16 protein-coding genes are annotated in these 13,517 nt (G+C 34.5%); 10 read left to right on the top strand and 6 right to left on the bottom strand.

Annotated elements, in window-relative coordinates; translation table 11 throughout:
* Positions 1–247: 247 nt before the first annotated feature.
* The 6 genes from KORDIASMS9_RS11290 to KORDIASMS9_RS11260 all read left to right on the top strand — a co-directional run bounded on the left by KORDIASMS9_RS11290 (position 248) and on the right by KORDIASMS9_RS11260 (position 5,609).
* The gene (locus tag KORDIASMS9_RS11290; protein ID WP_114902945.1) at positions 248–2,038 is read left to right on the top strand and encodes a DUF885 family protein; all 1,791 of its coding nucleotides are present in this window, start codon (positions 248–250) and stop codon (positions 2,036–2,038) included.
* A complete protein-coding gene (rlmF, locus tag KORDIASMS9_RS11285; RefSeq protein WP_114902944.1) occupies positions 2,008–2,931 on the top strand; it encodes a 23S rRNA (adenine(1618)-N(6))-methyltransferase RlmF in 924 nt (307 codons plus the stop codon). The genes KORDIASMS9_RS11290 and rlmF overlap by 31 nt, the downstream gene beginning before the upstream one ends.
* Before the next feature lie 16 nt (positions 2,932–2,947).
* Positions 2,948–3,619, top strand: coding sequence for a hypothetical protein (locus tag KORDIASMS9_RS11280; protein ID WP_162819895.1), 672 nt, complete (start codon positions 2,948–2,950; stop codon positions 3,617–3,619).
* 204 nt (positions 3,620–3,823) lie between these two features.
* Positions 3,824–4,240 carry a DUF805 domain-containing protein gene (locus tag KORDIASMS9_RS11270; protein WP_114902942.1) on the top strand — a complete coding sequence of 139 codons (417 nt, stop codon included), beginning with the start codon at positions 3,824–3,826 and terminating at the stop codon, positions 4,238–4,240.
* Between the two features lie 348 nt (positions 4,241–4,588).
* Positions 4,589–5,008, top strand: a complete 420-nt coding sequence (locus KORDIASMS9_RS11265) for a phosphoesterase (protein ID WP_240321177.1) — start codon at positions 4,589–4,591, stop codon at positions 5,006–5,008.
* Between the two features lie 94 nt (positions 5,009–5,102).
* Complete coding sequence (locus KORDIASMS9_RS11260) at positions 5,103–5,609, top strand: hypothetical protein (protein WP_162819894.1); 507 nt, start codon at positions 5,103–5,105, stop codon at positions 5,607–5,609.
* Here KORDIASMS9_RS11260 and KORDIASMS9_RS11255 read toward each other — a convergent pair.
* The 4 genes from KORDIASMS9_RS11255 to KORDIASMS9_RS11240 all read right to left on the bottom strand — a co-directional run bounded on the left by KORDIASMS9_RS11255 (position 5,606) and on the right by KORDIASMS9_RS11240 (position 8,520).
* Positions 5,606–6,328, bottom strand: coding sequence for a uracil-DNA glycosylase family protein (locus KORDIASMS9_RS11255; protein ID WP_114902940.1), 723 nt, complete (start codon positions 6,326–6,328; stop codon positions 5,606–5,608). The genes KORDIASMS9_RS11260 and KORDIASMS9_RS11255 overlap by 4 nt on opposite strands.
* A 4-nt stretch (positions 6,329–6,332) precedes the next feature.
* On the bottom strand, positions 6,333–6,974 hold the full coding sequence (locus KORDIASMS9_RS11250; RefSeq protein WP_205318056.1) for a hypothetical protein: 642 nt from the start codon (positions 6,972–6,974) through the stop codon (positions 6,333–6,335).
* Positions 6,975–7,073: 99 nt separating this feature from the next.
* Entirely contained in the window at positions 7,074–7,832 is a 759-nt protein-coding gene (yaaA, locus tag KORDIASMS9_RS11245) for a peroxide stress protein YaaA (protein ID WP_114902938.1), read from the bottom strand.
* A 31-nt stretch (positions 7,833–7,863) separates the two neighbouring features.
* Positions 7,864–8,520, bottom strand: coding sequence for a VOC family protein (locus KORDIASMS9_RS11240; RefSeq protein WP_114902937.1), 657 nt, complete (start codon positions 8,518–8,520; stop codon positions 7,864–7,866).
* Between the two features lie 218 nt (positions 8,521–8,738).
* Here KORDIASMS9_RS11240 and KORDIASMS9_RS11235 point away from each other — a divergent pair, with 218 nt between their 5' ends.
* Positions 8,739–9,290: a hypothetical protein gene (locus KORDIASMS9_RS11235; RefSeq protein ID WP_114902936.1), complete on the top strand. Its 552-nt coding sequence runs from the start codon at positions 8,739–8,741 to the stop codon at positions 9,288–9,290.
* Positions 9,291–9,426: 136 nt separating this feature from the next.
* The gene (locus KORDIASMS9_RS11230) at positions 9,427–9,870 is read left to right on the top strand and encodes a hypothetical protein (RefSeq protein WP_162819892.1); all 444 of its coding nucleotides are present in this window, start codon (positions 9,427–9,429) and stop codon (positions 9,868–9,870) included.
* 76 nt (positions 9,871–9,946) lie between these two features.
* On the opposite strand, the gene KORDIASMS9_RS11225 is transcribed toward KORDIASMS9_RS11230, so the two are convergent.
* Both KORDIASMS9_RS11225 and KORDIASMS9_RS11220 read right to left on the bottom strand, forming a co-directional pair.
* On the bottom strand, positions 9,947–11,002 hold the full coding sequence (locus tag KORDIASMS9_RS11225) for an RluA family pseudouridine synthase (protein ID WP_240321176.1): 1,056 nt from the start codon (positions 11,000–11,002) through the stop codon (positions 9,947–9,949).
* Positions 10,974–11,603: a PASTA domain-containing protein gene (locus tag KORDIASMS9_RS11220; RefSeq protein ID WP_114905217.1), complete on the bottom strand. Its 630-nt coding sequence runs from the start codon at positions 11,601–11,603 to the stop codon at positions 10,974–10,976. The genes KORDIASMS9_RS11225 and KORDIASMS9_RS11220 overlap by 29 nt, the downstream gene beginning before the upstream one ends.
* Positions 11,604–11,886: 283 nt before the next feature.
* Here KORDIASMS9_RS11220 and KORDIASMS9_RS11215 point away from each other — a divergent pair, with 283 nt between their 5' ends.
* Positions 11,887–12,867, top strand: coding sequence for a D-alanine--D-alanine ligase (locus KORDIASMS9_RS11215; RefSeq protein WP_114902934.1), 981 nt, complete (start codon positions 11,887–11,889; stop codon positions 12,865–12,867).
* A gap of 35 nt (positions 12,868–12,902) precedes the next feature.
* The gene (gene coaD, locus KORDIASMS9_RS11210) at positions 12,903–13,355 is read left to right on the top strand and encodes a pantetheine-phosphate adenylyltransferase (protein WP_114902933.1); all 453 of its coding nucleotides are present in this window, start codon (positions 12,903–12,905) and stop codon (positions 13,353–13,355) included.
* Positions 13,356–13,517 lie beyond the last annotated feature (162 nt).

Here is a 13,517-nt window from a genome sequence, read left to right as displayed (position 1 = left end):
TGCGAATACTTTCCGTAGCTACGGCTATGCAAAGCATTCACTGCGTCCTATGATACCAAAGCAACTTCGTCTCTAAAGTCGCATTTTATAATCAAATTGGTATTAAATATAAAATCATTTAAAAATTACTATTTAACATAAACGCTCTTAATTTTATGTAACCCAATATCAGTGTTAAATACGTTAAAACGGTAACTCAATGCTTCAAAAAAGTACTATTTTTAACCTCAACAAATCCTATCAACCAATGAAAAAATACATTTTAATACTTTCTTTTATTTTATGTTTTTCGTGTGGAAGCGACAAAAAAGCGGAGCAACCAATTCCAAAAAGTGAATTGTCATTTGTAGGCGTATTAGATGCTTATTACAAACAAGGTTTAGCGTTGCAACCGATGCAAGCTACTGCAGCAGGTGATGCTACGTATAATGATCAATTCGCAAATTTAATTTCCGAAGAATATCGCAATAAGGTAAAATTGCACTACCAAAAATTTCGTGATACGTTAAAGAATTTTGACGAAACAAATCTCACGGAAAGTGAACAAATGAGCAAAGCTATTTTGTATTGGGATTGTGATATGAATTTGAGAAGATTGAGCTTTCAAAACGAACGCTTGATGCCAATTGATCAAATGTGGTCCATTAACTTGGCCGTTGGGCAATACGCAAGTGGTGCATCGGCACAACCTTTTAAAACGGTAGAAGATTACAATAATTGGTTGAAGCGATTGGAAGGTTTTAGCGAATGGTTGAACACTGCTAAAACGAATATGCAAGAAGGAATTGAAGAAGAATTTGTCTTGCCAAAATCGTTGATAAAAAAGGTAATTCCGCAGTTTGAAGTATTGGCAAAAACGAAATTGGAAGATCATTTGTTTTATTCACCGATCAAAAATTTTCCAACGAACTTTTCACAAGAAGACAAAAATACATTGACAAAAGCGTATACTACATTTTTAACTGAAACGTTGGTGCCGTCTTTCAACGAAATGTATCAATTTTTAAAAACTGAGTATCTGAACGCAGGTAGAGAAAGCAGCGGAATTGATGGAACACCTTACGGAAAAGCATATTACGAATATTCTATCAAAAACTATACAACAACTAATATGACTGCGGATGAAATTCACGAATTAGGCTTGAAAGAAGTCGCGCGAATTTTATCCGAAATGGAGAAAGTAAAAAAACAAGTAGGTTTTAAAGGCGATTTGAAGTCGTTTTTTAATAATGTGCGCGAAAATAAAAAACTAATGCCATATACTGAACCGCAACAAATTATTGACAATTTTAACGCGATTCATGAGAAAATGAAGCCTCAAATTGAAAAATTGTTTGATGTAAAACCAAAAACTCCTTTTGAAGTCCGCCAAACGGAAGCTTTCCGAGAAGCTTCTGCCAGTGCCGAATACAATCCAGGTTCGCTTGACGGAACGCGTCCAGGAATTTTTTATGTACCAATTCCTGATGCAGCTAGTTACAACGTATTTTCAGATGAAGCCTTGTTTTTGCATGAAGCAATTCCGGGACATCATTATCAAATTTCCTTAACGCAAGAAAACCAACACTTACCAGATTTTAGAAAAACATTGTGGTACAGCGCGTATGGCGAAGGTTGGGCATTGTATACAGAATCGTTGGGAAAAGAGTTAGGATTGTACACAGATCCGTATCAATATTTTGGAATGTTGGGCATGGAAATGCACCGCGCCATTCGTTTGGTGGTAGACACAGGTTTGCATGCCAAAGGCTGGACGCGTGAGCAAGCTATTGAATATTCACTGAACAACGAAGCCGAAAGCGAAGCCAGCATTATTTCTGAAATTGAACGTTATATGGCAAATCCTGGGCAAGCATTGTCATATAAAATTGGACAGTTGAAAATTCGGGAATTGCGCTCAAAAGCAGAAACGGAATTAGGAGAAAGCTTTGATATTAGAGAATTTCACAATCAAGTGTTGCAAACAGGTTGTATTCCGTTGCAATTGTTGGAAGATAAAATTAATGAATGGATTCAAGAAAAAAAGAACGCAAAGTAAATACATCAAAATTGCATCCGCGAAATAGACATCGTGGACAGTATGATTTTGAAGTATTGACAAAAACTTCACCTGAACTTAAACTATTTGTTCACAAAAACAAGTTTGGCGATGCTTCTATTGATTTTTTTGATCCGAATGCTGTCAAAGCCCTCAACAAAGCATTGTTGCAACAGTATTATGACATTGATTTTTGGGATATTCCCGAAAACTATTTGTGTCCGCCAATTCCTGGAAGAGCCGATTATATCCATCATTTGGCGACGTTTCTGGAAGAACAACAAAGAAACATTCCGAAAGGTGAAAACGTTACAATTTTAGATATTGGTACAGGCGCAAATTGCATTTATCCCATTATTGGCACGCACGAATATGATTGGTCATTTATCGCTTCTGACGTAGACAAGATTGCCATTGAAAATGCTCAAAAAATTATCACTAAAAATAAACGGTTACACAATCGTATAGAAATTCGGCAACAGCAACAGCAACATCCAACGCAGATTTTTAAAGGAATTATTCTTCCCAAAGAAAAAATTACAGCGACGATTTGCAATCCGCCATTTCACAAATCTGCCAAAGAGGCAATTGCGGGAACACAACGAAAATTGCAGAATTTACAAGGGAAGAAAAACGTAAAAACGGAACTAAATTTCGGCGGACAACCAAATGAATTATGGTGCAAAGGCGGCGAAAAGAAGTTTGTAAAAAATATGATTAAAGAAAGTAAACAGTTTGCAAAGCAATGCCAATGGTTTACAACATTAGTTTCTAAAGAAGCGAATTTGCCTGCTATGTACGATGCACTCAAACGCGTAAACGCCAAAACCGTGAAAACCATTCCGATGGAACAAGGAAATAAACTGAGTAGATTTGTTGCATGGACATTTTAATATAACCAATGATATCATGAAAAAGGTTAGTATTCTATTCGTAATTATAAGCTCCTTTTTTATTTTCTCTTGCGAGAGAAAAATTGAGGTGCGAACGACTCCAGAATTGACACAAATTTTTAATACCCAAGAAATTGAAAACATCAGTACAATTGTTTCTTTTTATGAAGATCGTCTTAAAAAACAAACCAATTCCGATCAAATAGATTCGGCGTTTTACAAGTTTGCCAAACAAAATGTGAATCAATTACAATATGATATGAGTGGATTTGACAAAGAAAGTCTTGAACGATTGTACAGTCATATAGACTCGCAAATCTATGACAAAATTTGGGAAGAAAACAAAGGATTTAATTACGAAATAAACGATTCTATATCTTTTCAGAATATTGCATTTGAAAAGAAGTTTATGAATTATTTGGATTTGATTGGTGACAAAAACCCGAAAATTAAGTATGTTCATGATAAAATTGCCTCTTTGGGAATGGTTCAAGGTATTTTAGTGAATACACTGTATCAAGATTTTGATGAGGAAGGACGGAATGGCAAAATTTCAACAAATATTGGTGATTTTAACAATCGTGTTATTGTTGCCATTTTTACAATTACAATTGCAGATAATATTTGTAGAGACAAAATGATTCAGCAACAAAAGCTAGAAATGCAGCAATCTGAAAAAGCAAAGTAACGTCTGTTTATTTTTCCTACTTTTATCCGTTATCGTACGAAGAAGTCAAAACCATTATGAAAACAAAGAATTGGAAACCTCCTTTTGAAAAAGGAAACCGATGATACAAATAAAACCTCTAAAAAGTAGATTTTAGAGTTTTTTTATGATTCATATTCGTACAGTTTTTATATTTGAATTCTAAAACTAATAAAAATTATAAAGATGGAATGGTTTCTAAAAGTGGTACGTGATAATTTTTCAAACTTTGAAGGCAGAGCAAGACGTAAAGAATACTGGATGTTTATTTTGTTTAATCTTATCATTCAAATTGGATTTGGTGTAGCCATCGGAATCTTTGGTGCCATTTCCCCGTTTCTCATTTACATTCCTGGATTAGTAATGTTAGCGTATGCTTTGTATGTATTTATTCCAAATTTGGCGGTTTTAGTACGTAGATTACACGACACAGGAAATAGTGGTTGGATGCTTCTCGTTGCTTTCATTCCATTAATTGGCGGAATTTGGTTGTTGGTATTACTTTGTACAGAAGGACAATACGGACCGAATCAATATGGGCCAGATCCGAAAGCAGAATTTAATGATGATATTGATGAAATTGGCGTAAAAATAAATTGGTAACGCCTTATTTTTTTAATTTCCCAAAATTAGAAAAGCAAAAAGGCAAAATTCGGCGGATTGTTTTTACTACGCTTGCTTCTTAAAATTAAAAATCATGAACACTTTTAAAACTAGAAAGATGTAATTTGATGCGTCCAAAGTTGAAATTTCGATTTCAATTAAAACCGAAGTTTAAAAAATATCATTGAATTAAAAATTAAAAAAATGAGTACTATATTTTTTACTTCAGATCATCACTTTGGACATAAAAACATTCTTAAATTTTCTGAACGTCCGTTTGCTGATGTTGATGAAATGGATGAAGCATTGATCCAACGATAGAATGAAAAAATAAAACCCGAAGACGAAGTGTATCACTTAGGTGACGTGGGATTGGCTTCTTCAGGGAAATTAAGAAAGATTTTAGATAGATTGAATGGTAAAATCTATTTGATTAATGGAAACCACGAAAAATCTGCGCAAGCGTGTCACACTCGTTTTGAATGGATTAAAGACTATTATGAGTTGGTTGTAAAAGACGACGAGTTTGAACGTGGTGAGCAACTAATTGTATTATTTCATTATGCGTTGCGCGAATGGAATGCATCTCACTGGGGAACGTATCATTTGTATGGACATTCACACGGAACTTTAGTTGATATTGATACTTCTTTATCGTTTGATATCGGTGTTGATTGTCACAACTTTTATCCGTTATCGTACGAAGAAGTCAAAACCATTATGAAAACTAAGAATTGGAAACCTCCTTTTGAAAAAGGAAACCGATGATAATTGTAAAGAGAGCTTTAGTGTAAAAATTAAAGCTCTCTTTTACTTTTTTAATGAGATAGTTTTTATATTACACTACATTAAAACTTTTAGTATGATTAGAAAATTATGTACCCTCGCTTTAGTACTATGCACTTTTGTGACGACTCAAGCACAAGAATTTGAAGTTCCAGATTACAAGCTAAAAAAAGCAGAAGACTATGTTAAATACGAAAAAGATGTTGTTGCAGCTACCAAATGGCTTATAGAAACACCTATTAACTCTCAAATTACGAAACGTAAAGAGGTGAGTGCATTTCTACTGAAATGGTTTGAAGGAACACCAAGTATCACTTTTGACATTAATATAGATATTGTTACATTTTTAGAAGAATCTCCTGAATCGTTTATGATTTATCTTGCAGGATGGGCTTCGTATTGTATCGAGAATAAAGATTATAAAAACAGCTTACTGGGAAATGTTCGTGGGATTGAAAGTGTACTTACTTTTTATGAAGCAAATAAAAAAACTACAGGTAAAATAAAGCCGATAGAACGTTATAAGAAGTTACAGAAAAAAGGAAAGTTAGAAAAACATGTAAAGTCAAAACTAAAACCTTAAAAAAACGCCCGATACTGCAACACGCGAAAGTCAAACGTAGTGAATTTTGGGTTTTCTTTTTTGAGTTTTTTGTACAACGGAATGCTTCCAATGGCACGATTGGCAGCGCCAGAAGATGAGGTTAAGGAAACGGTTTTGATGTATCTCGATTCGGCTCGATATGACATTTCTTTTTTTGACGCTGAATCAAGTTCAGTAGAATGTACTTTTTGAGCCAAACTCAAATCAAATTGATGAATTCTTGGAACGTTGTCCGAAACGACTTCTAGTTTCAAGTTATACGATTTGATGTGTCTTCGAAAGAAATATTCTGGTCCGTTTTTAGAGTTTCCACCTGTGAATAAAATGGTATGAACGCTTGGATATTTTTGCAAATAGCCAATGAGATCACGCAATTGTATGTGTTGCATGCCCAAATCGGAAGCATCAATTTTTTGTCGCTCACAACTGTCAACAATGTCACAAACCCCAATTTTATGTGTGATTAAAAATTGCTTTCGTTGCGTAATGGCTTCTTGCGAATTGTCGTAGCGTAATTTTAAATTGTAGATTTTATCAATAAATAACCAAAGCGAATTGTAATAACTTCCATAACAGAAATCGACGTCTTTCTCAAGCAACTCGCCAGTGGAAAATCGCGGTGGCGGCAAAGTTCCAACGATTAATTTCTCGGTATCTTCATGAATAAAAGGCGCGTATGGATGTTTGTGAAAAAACATACAATTATAGCGTATCGAGTTCTTCTCGAAATTTTATAACATTGATAACCACTTGACGATAGGTTCTGCGATTGTGTGACGACATGTGTTGCGACTCCGTAATAATATCATCCAATATTTCAATGGTTTTCGCAATGTTTCCATTCTTATGATAAAACTTCGCCAACGTATAGCGTTCTGCATAATTGGAGTAGCGTTGATCGATGTTTTTAAGATTTTCTTCGGCTTCTTCTATCCTACCCAATTTATCTAAAGCAAGTCCATAAACAAACTGTGATTTTGAGTTTTTAAATTCAAAATTATCTTTAATTTCTTCTGCCAACCGGATCACTTCTTCATAGTTTTGTGATTGACTCATGGTTTGAATCATCTGGGAAATGACATAGAAATCTTTTTGAAAATTTCCTTTCAAAGCTGCTTCATAATGCAAACTTGCATTCTCATAGTCGTCATTTTCAAAATAGGCATCCGCCAATGCCACTCTGTTTTGAAATGTGTCAGCAAAAGCCAATTGTCTTTCGGCATCTTTTACTTTTTTGGAAGGAATGATTACCGTCGCAATTTCTTCAGTTACTTTTTCTAAGTCTCTTTTGTTGAATACTTGTGAGAAAAGATAAATTAAAGCGCCAACTAATGGAAGAATCATGATCAAATAGTACCAAAAATTGTCCTTTTTATTTTTGTATGCATGATACATGCAAAATACTTGTAATAGTAGAACAGGTGTATAAAATCGGATCATTATTTATCGTGTAAACACTAATTCGTTTCCGCTTGAAAGTTCTTCACTAAAACCGTAGCCTTCATAATTAAACCCTTTTAAATCGTCAATCGTTTGTGCGTTTTTTTCAATAATGTAGCGTGTCATATATCCTCTAGCTAATTTTGCATAGGTCATGATGGTTTTGTATTCGCCATTTTTGAAATCTTTAAAAACGGGCGTAATTACTGGAACTTTCAACACTTTTGCATCTACAGCTTTATAGTATTCGTTGCTGGCTAAGTTTACAAATAATTCGTCATCTGCTAGTTCTTCATTCAATTGTGAGGTGACTTTCTTTTTCCAGAATTCGTATAGATTTTTATTCTTCCCAACAGGCAATCTTGTGCCCATTTCTAAGCGATACGGTTGCATTAAATCCAACGGTTTCAACAATCCGTATTGTCCTGAAAGAATTCGTAAGGTACTTTGAAGCGTATCAATTTTAGCTGAAGGAAGTGAAAACGCGTCCAATCCTTGAAAAACTTGTCCACTAAAAGTATAAATACTCGGACGTGCATTTTCGGTGGTAAAGGGCAATGCCCATTCTTGATTTCGCTGATAATTCAAATCTGCCAAAGCATCCGAAATATTCATCAGTTTTGATAATTGCTTACGCGATTTCTTCTTCAACACCTTATTCAATCGCTCAGCTTCTTTTAAAAAACAAGCTTCCGTATATTTTGCTGTTGGAATGCTACTTTCTAAATCAAGTGACTTTGCAGGAGAGATTACAATCTTCATAAATCTTCTTTTTCTTTTTTGAATGTTAAAATTACACTTTTTCTGTGACTATTTTTCCGTTTATAAACGCAAAATTATAATCACCTTTGATATGAAAATCAGCAGGAAAAGCATCTTCTTGTGTCGGATACCATTTTTTCTTGGTATTATTTACAAGAATGAACAAGCCTTCCGCATTTCCTAAAACGCAAAAACGATCAAAACTTCCATCATATATTTCAATAGGACGCATGACATTAATTTGATGATAGATGGCTTCATTATCGTCTGAAACGATTGCGATTTCACTAATATTTAAAATATCAGCAGTAGAAAACGGATGCGTATTGATTACGTCTAAATCTCTGCGCGCAATGAACTCCACAATGTTTTTGTCTTTGTCATAAAAATACAATGCATCTGCATTCCAGTTTGAAAAATCAGCAATGGGTTTGCCATCGCATAGCAAAATATCAGTTCGCTTTTGAATCCATTTAAGCGCTTGTTTAATTTTATACGAAGAAATATTGATCGCAAAATGCGCAGGATGTATACGTTCTGATTTTACAAAAGTTACTGTAGAAACTCCAACTTTGACTGTAAACGTTCCCGCGAAAGCGGAAACTAAAGGCAACTCCAACACGTTGGTATAAAAGTGTTGTTGCGCTTCTAAATTTGTCGTAAAAAGAGTTAACTCGCTAATTTGCATGGTATAAAATTACAGTTTTATAAAGATAAAAAACAGGTTTTCAAAAAGTTATCCTTTATATGAAAATAAGAGTTTTTTATGATGGTTAAAATTACGTGCTTCAGATGTTAGATGAAAAATATTTAAAATTTAGCTTTATTTTTTGTTAGAAACGTAAACTCCTAAACTTCCAGCCTGTTTTGCGTAACGAAACTAGGCTTTCATTCACTAATTGGTATATGAAAATCAAATCTAACGCACTTAAAGACGAACATAATTCACCATTTTATAAAGAAAACAAAAAAATCTGTCAAGAGTTTGAAAACTTTATAGCAACAAAAAATGGTTTGGTCAAAGGGAATTTTAATGCATGGAGTTACAATATTTATGGCAAAATTAAAACACCTAAAGCATGGAGTTTACAGTACAAACGATCTGTATATTCTGGATCAATTAGTATTTGGTTCTCATCAAAATCTCAAAATCTTTTAACGCTTGCCAAATGGACACTCAAAGATATACGATTGAAGAATACTCTTTTTTTTATTCGAAGGAAAAAAATGTTAGACTCCATGAGACCTTCATATGTAACTTTAGACAATTACTCAGGCTATGTTCTAAAAACTGATGGAGCACAGCTAAAATTCTTTATGGAACTATTAGACGTTTTACAATCGCTTTTTGCTTCAAAAGAAATTTATATTATTAAAGTCGAAAATGAGCTTCTAACTATTGAATTGAGAAGTGAAAAGTTACACCTCCACATTTTGGAGAAACTGTTGAGGCTGTAATTTCTTGTTCATTATTTGTTAATTTACTTTTCAAACTGAAACTCATAAACCATTAAACTCCTAAACCTATAAACTCCTTAACTTCCCATCATAACTTCATAAAAAACACTATCTTGCAACGCTAAAAATAAGTGTGATGAAATTAATGAAATCCGTTGATAAAGTGTTGGCCCAAATGGGAAGTTCAAAAGCAACTAAACGTGCGTATACTGAACCGTTGACTGCTGAACAAACGAAACAAATTCCTGGCGAACAAATCGCGATTTCTGAAACTGGCGGAATTTGGGCAGGAATTCAAGAATTGAACGGTTATATGTTTATGGAATTAATCGTTTTAGATACTACTAAAATCAAGACGTTTAAAGGTGCTACATTAAAATTCTTAGGCGAAAATGAATTAACGCTAACTTCAGACAGTAAAGAGTTAAAATCAGATTTTTCGGATCTTTTCAATCGTTGGTTGACACAAATTAGTGTAGAAGTTAGCAAGAAAGATTTGAACTTTATCAAAAAGAAAAAATACACGCAAGTTGAACTTAATGTGAAAAAGAAATCATTGTTGTTTGACGTGAAGAAGTAGGTTTTTTGTTGATTTGCCTTTTTGTTGATTTCTCAATACTCAATTCTCAATACTAACATCTCACTCCTAGTAAAATCTACATATCCACATGCTTGGAATAGTTGCGCCATTTTTCAATACATTCACTGATGTCGTTGGGCACTTCTGAATTGAAACTCATCTTTTCTCCTGTTCTTGGATGAATGAATCCTAAGGTTTTGGCGTGCAAGGCTTGTCGCGGTAAAATCTTGAAGCAGTTGTCTACAAATTGCTTGTATTTTGTAAAAGTTGTTCCTTTTAAAATGCGTTCACCGCCATAACGTTCGTCATTGAATAACGTGTGACCAATATGCTTCATGTGTACACGAATTTGGTGTGTACGACCTGTTTCTAACTGGCAAGAAACCAAGGTAACATATCCGAAACGCTCTAAGACTTTGTAATGCGTAACTGCAGGTTTTCCTTTATCGGCGTCTTCTCCTGTATATACGGTGTTTTGCAATCTATTTTTTGGATGACGTCCAATATTGCCTTCCACCGTGCCTTCATCTTCTTCCACATTTCCCCAAACTAACGCGTAATAAATTCGCTCTGAAGTTTTATCAAAAAATTGTTTCGATAAATGTGTCATCGCTTCTTCGGTTTTAGCAACGACCAACAATCCGCTAGTATCTTTGTCAATTCGGTGTACCAAACCTGGACGCTCGTTAGAATTTTTTGGCAAATTATCAAAGTGATAAATCAACGCGTTGATCAAGGTTCCTGAATAGTTTCCGTGTCCAGGATGCACCACCATTCCCGCGGGTTTATTGACAACCAGCAAATCGTCATCTTCATATACGACATCAATTGGAATGTCTTCGCCTACCAACAAATTTTCGTATGGTGGATACGCGAATAATACTTTAATTACGTCGTTTCCTTTGACTTTGTAATTGGATTTTACAGGTTTGTCGTTCACATAAATATTGCCATCTTTCGCCGCTTGTTGAATTTTATTTCGGGTAGCACCTTCAATAAAATTCATCAAATATTTATCCACACGCAAAGGCTGCTGCCCTTTTTCGGCGGTAAATGAATAGTGTTCGTATAAATCGTCCGTTTCTTCTTGTGGTTGTGGAAAATTATTCTCCTGCATCATTGTCGTTTTCATCAGTACTACTAGAACCCGGACGTTTTCCGTTTCCTAAAATCAATTCGAGTTTAGACATTTTTGGAAGTCTGTCATTTGGCGCTACCGTTTTGCCTTTGTATTTTAATCCTAAAACCATGTCTTTTCCAATATTGTCTTTGTAGGTCACTTTTTCAACTTCAAATCCAACAGCATTTAAGGTAGATTCTGCCGTTCTTCTAGTAATTTGAATTACATGCGGAATCGTTACTTCTCTATATTTTGACGGATTGATTTTTAAGTAGATTTTACGTCCTTCTTTTACTTTATCGCCCGCATCAGGATATTGTTCAATGATGGAATACGCAGGAAAATCAGGATTGTAATTGACCGTATCTTCCAAAATGTAGTCTAAATCGTTTTCTTCTAATTTCGCTATCGCTTCTTCCGATGAAAGTTTGGCTAAATCGGGCACCGTTTTAAATTCTCCGTGATTGGTAGAAAAATCAAGCCATTTGGTAATTAAAAATACTAAAATCACCACTACTACAACGGCAAGTCCTATTTGTTTGAAAAATACTTTTAAAATAGGAAATCGGTCAAAAAAGGCTTTTATCGCCCCAAGAATCTTTTTAAAATTCATTACTACTACATTTTTAAAGGACAAATATACATATTGAACTCGTGTAAACTTTTTTAATTTGCTAAAAATTGCTCTTTTAAGTGCTGTGTTCACCTTTTTCTAGGTTCCTAATGCTGCTATGAAACTCCAAAAAGCTTTCTACAGAACTCAAAATTTCTAATTTTCGCTTAAATCCTAAAAGTCTAAACGAGTTCACTATTATTCCTAATATTCCACTTTGATTTGTCCACAAATACAATTACTTTCGTTTTTATAACGTTTATTTGAGTTATTTCTTATTAGAATGAAGAAAAATATAGCCATTATTATGGGCGGTTATTCTAGTGAATACGCCATTTCGTTGAAAACAGGAAGTGTTGTGTACAAACATTTAGATTCCACTAAATACAACGCGTATAAAGTGCATATTTTTCGCAATAAGTGGGTTTGTGTTACCGAAGATGCACAAGAGTTTCCTATTGACAAAAACGATTTTTCCGTGACAATTGATGGTGTCAAAATTACATTTGATTGTGTATTTAATGCCATTCATGGAACACCTGGAGAAGATGGTTATATGCAAGGATATTTGGAACTTTTAGGCATTCCACATACAAGTTGTGGCATGTATCAAGCAGCCTTAACTTTTAATAAACGTGATTTGTTATCTACATTGAAACCTTACGGAATTAAATGTGCAACTTCTTATTATTTGAATGCTGGCGATGCTGTAAACGAACAAGCAATTGTAGCAAAAGTAGGATTGCCGTGTTTTGTAAAAGCCAACAAAGCTGGAAGCAGTTTTGGAGTTTCCAAAGTGCATAAAATTGACGAACTACAAAATGCTATTGAAGTTGCGCTTAAAGAAGACGACGAAGTAATTATTGAATCGTTTTTGGATGGTGTAGAAGTTTCGGTTGGCGTTATTAAGTATCAAGGAAACGTTACGGTATTGCCAATTACAGAAATTGTGTCAGAAAATGATTTTTTTGATTACGAAGCGAAGTATTTAGGACAATCACAAGAAATTACACCTGCGCGAATTTCAGAGGAACTTACAGAGAAAGTGTCTAAAGCTGCCAAGAATATTTATGAAATTTTAAAGATGGAAGGCTTTTCGCGAAGTGAATTTATTTTTAAGGATGACGAACCGTATTTGTTAGAAGTCAATACAGTTCCTGGCATGACCGAAGAAAGTATTTTACCACAACAAGCAAAAGAAGCTGGAATTTCCTTAGAAGCCTTATTTGGCAATGCTGTTGCTTTAGCTTTGGCTAAAAAGTAGTACCTTGTCATTGTTTTTATCACAATCCTTACAACATGAAACGAGCAATTTTCCCAGGATCTTTTGATCCGATCACTTTAGGACATTATGACATTATCAAACGTGGCATCAAATTGTTTGATGAAGTGATTGTGGCGATTGGCGTGAATTCTGCAAAGAAATACATGTTTAGTTTGGAACAACGCAAAAAATTTATTGAAGATTCTTTTAAGGATGAACCGAATGTGAAAGTGGTAACGTATGAAGGGTTGACGGTTGATTTTTGCCAAAAAAATAATGTAGATTTTATTTTGCGTGGACTTCGAAATCCTGCTGATTTTGAGTTTGAAAAAGCAATTGCACACACAAACCGCGATTTGGCTCCGATAGAAACTGTTTTCTTATTAACTTCCGCAACGACTTCCTATATTTCTTCTTCAATTGTTCGTGAAGTCATTCACCACAATGGAGATTATACGTTGTTAGTTCCGGATACGGTGAGAGTTTAATTTAGGTATTAGGTAAATATGAACTAAAAAAGAGTTTCAAAGTACTTCTCGATACAAATTTGCGAAGCAAATTTACTCGAAGTAACGCAAGAGAAATTCTAAAAACACACGCAAAGCGATCCAAAAGCGTTCACACTGAGCTTGTCGGAGTGAAGCGCATAA

Source organism: Kordia sp. SMS9 (genome assembly GCF_003352465.1).
Classification (GTDB): domain Bacteria; phylum Bacteroidota; class Bacteroidia; order Flavobacteriales; family Flavobacteriaceae; genus Kordia.
The sequence above is the reverse complement of the archived record's forward strand: the minus strand, read 5'-3'. Positions and strand labels throughout refer to the sequence as shown.

Excerpts from the sequence above, each read along its gene's own strand:
- rlmF (WP_114902944.1), top strand. The coding sequence starts at position 2,008 with ATGGATTCAAGAAAAAAAGAACGCAAAGTAAATACATCAAAATTGCAT.
- KORDIASMS9_RS11215 (WP_114902934.1), top strand. The coding sequence starts at position 11,887 with ATGAAGAAAAATATAGCCATTATTATGGGCGGTTATTCTAGTGAATAC.
- KORDIASMS9_RS11280 (WP_162819895.1), top strand. The coding sequence starts at position 2,948 with ATGAAAAAGGTTAGTATTCTATTCGTAATTATAAGCTCCTTTTTTATT.
- KORDIASMS9_RS11220 (WP_114905217.1), bottom strand. The coding sequence starts at position 11,603 with ATGAATTTTAAAAAGATTCTTGGGGCGATAAAAGCCTTTTTTGACCGA.
- KORDIASMS9_RS11235 (WP_114902936.1), top strand. The coding sequence starts at position 8,739 with ATGAAAATCAAATCTAACGCACTTAAAGACGAACATAATTCACCATTT.
- KORDIASMS9_RS11260 (WP_162819894.1), top strand. The coding sequence starts at position 5,103 with ATGATTAGAAAATTATGTACCCTCGCTTTAGTACTATGCACTTTTGTG.
- KORDIASMS9_RS11255 (WP_114902940.1), bottom strand. The coding sequence starts at position 6,328 with ATGTTTTTTCACAAACATCCATACGCGCCTTTTATTCATGAAGATACC.
- KORDIASMS9_RS11290 (WP_114902945.1), top strand. The coding sequence starts at position 248 with ATGAAAAAATACATTTTAATACTTTCTTTTATTTTATGTTTTTCGTGT.
- KORDIASMS9_RS11230 (WP_162819892.1), top strand. The coding sequence starts at position 9,427 with ATGAAATTAATGAAATCCGTTGATAAAGTGTTGGCCCAAATGGGAAGT.
- KORDIASMS9_RS11270 (WP_114902942.1), top strand. The coding sequence starts at position 3,824 with ATGGAATGGTTTCTAAAAGTGGTACGTGATAATTTTTCAAACTTTGAA.
- coaD (WP_114902933.1), top strand. The coding sequence starts at position 12,903 with ATGAAACGAGCAATTTTCCCAGGATCTTTTGATCCGATCACTTTAGGA.
- KORDIASMS9_RS11240 (WP_114902937.1), bottom strand. The coding sequence starts at position 8,520 with ATGCAAATTAGCGAGTTAACTCTTTTTACGACAAATTTAGAAGCGCAA.
- KORDIASMS9_RS11225 (WP_240321176.1), bottom strand. The coding sequence starts at position 11,002 with ATGAAAACGACAATGATGCAGGAGAATAATTTTCCACAACCACAAGAA.
- KORDIASMS9_RS11250 (WP_205318056.1), bottom strand. The coding sequence starts at position 6,974 with ATGATTCTTCCATTAGTTGGCGCTTTAATTTATCTTTTCTCACAAGTA.
- yaaA (WP_114902938.1), bottom strand. The coding sequence starts at position 7,832 with ATGAAGATTGTAATCTCTCCTGCAAAGTCACTTGATTTAGAAAGTAGC.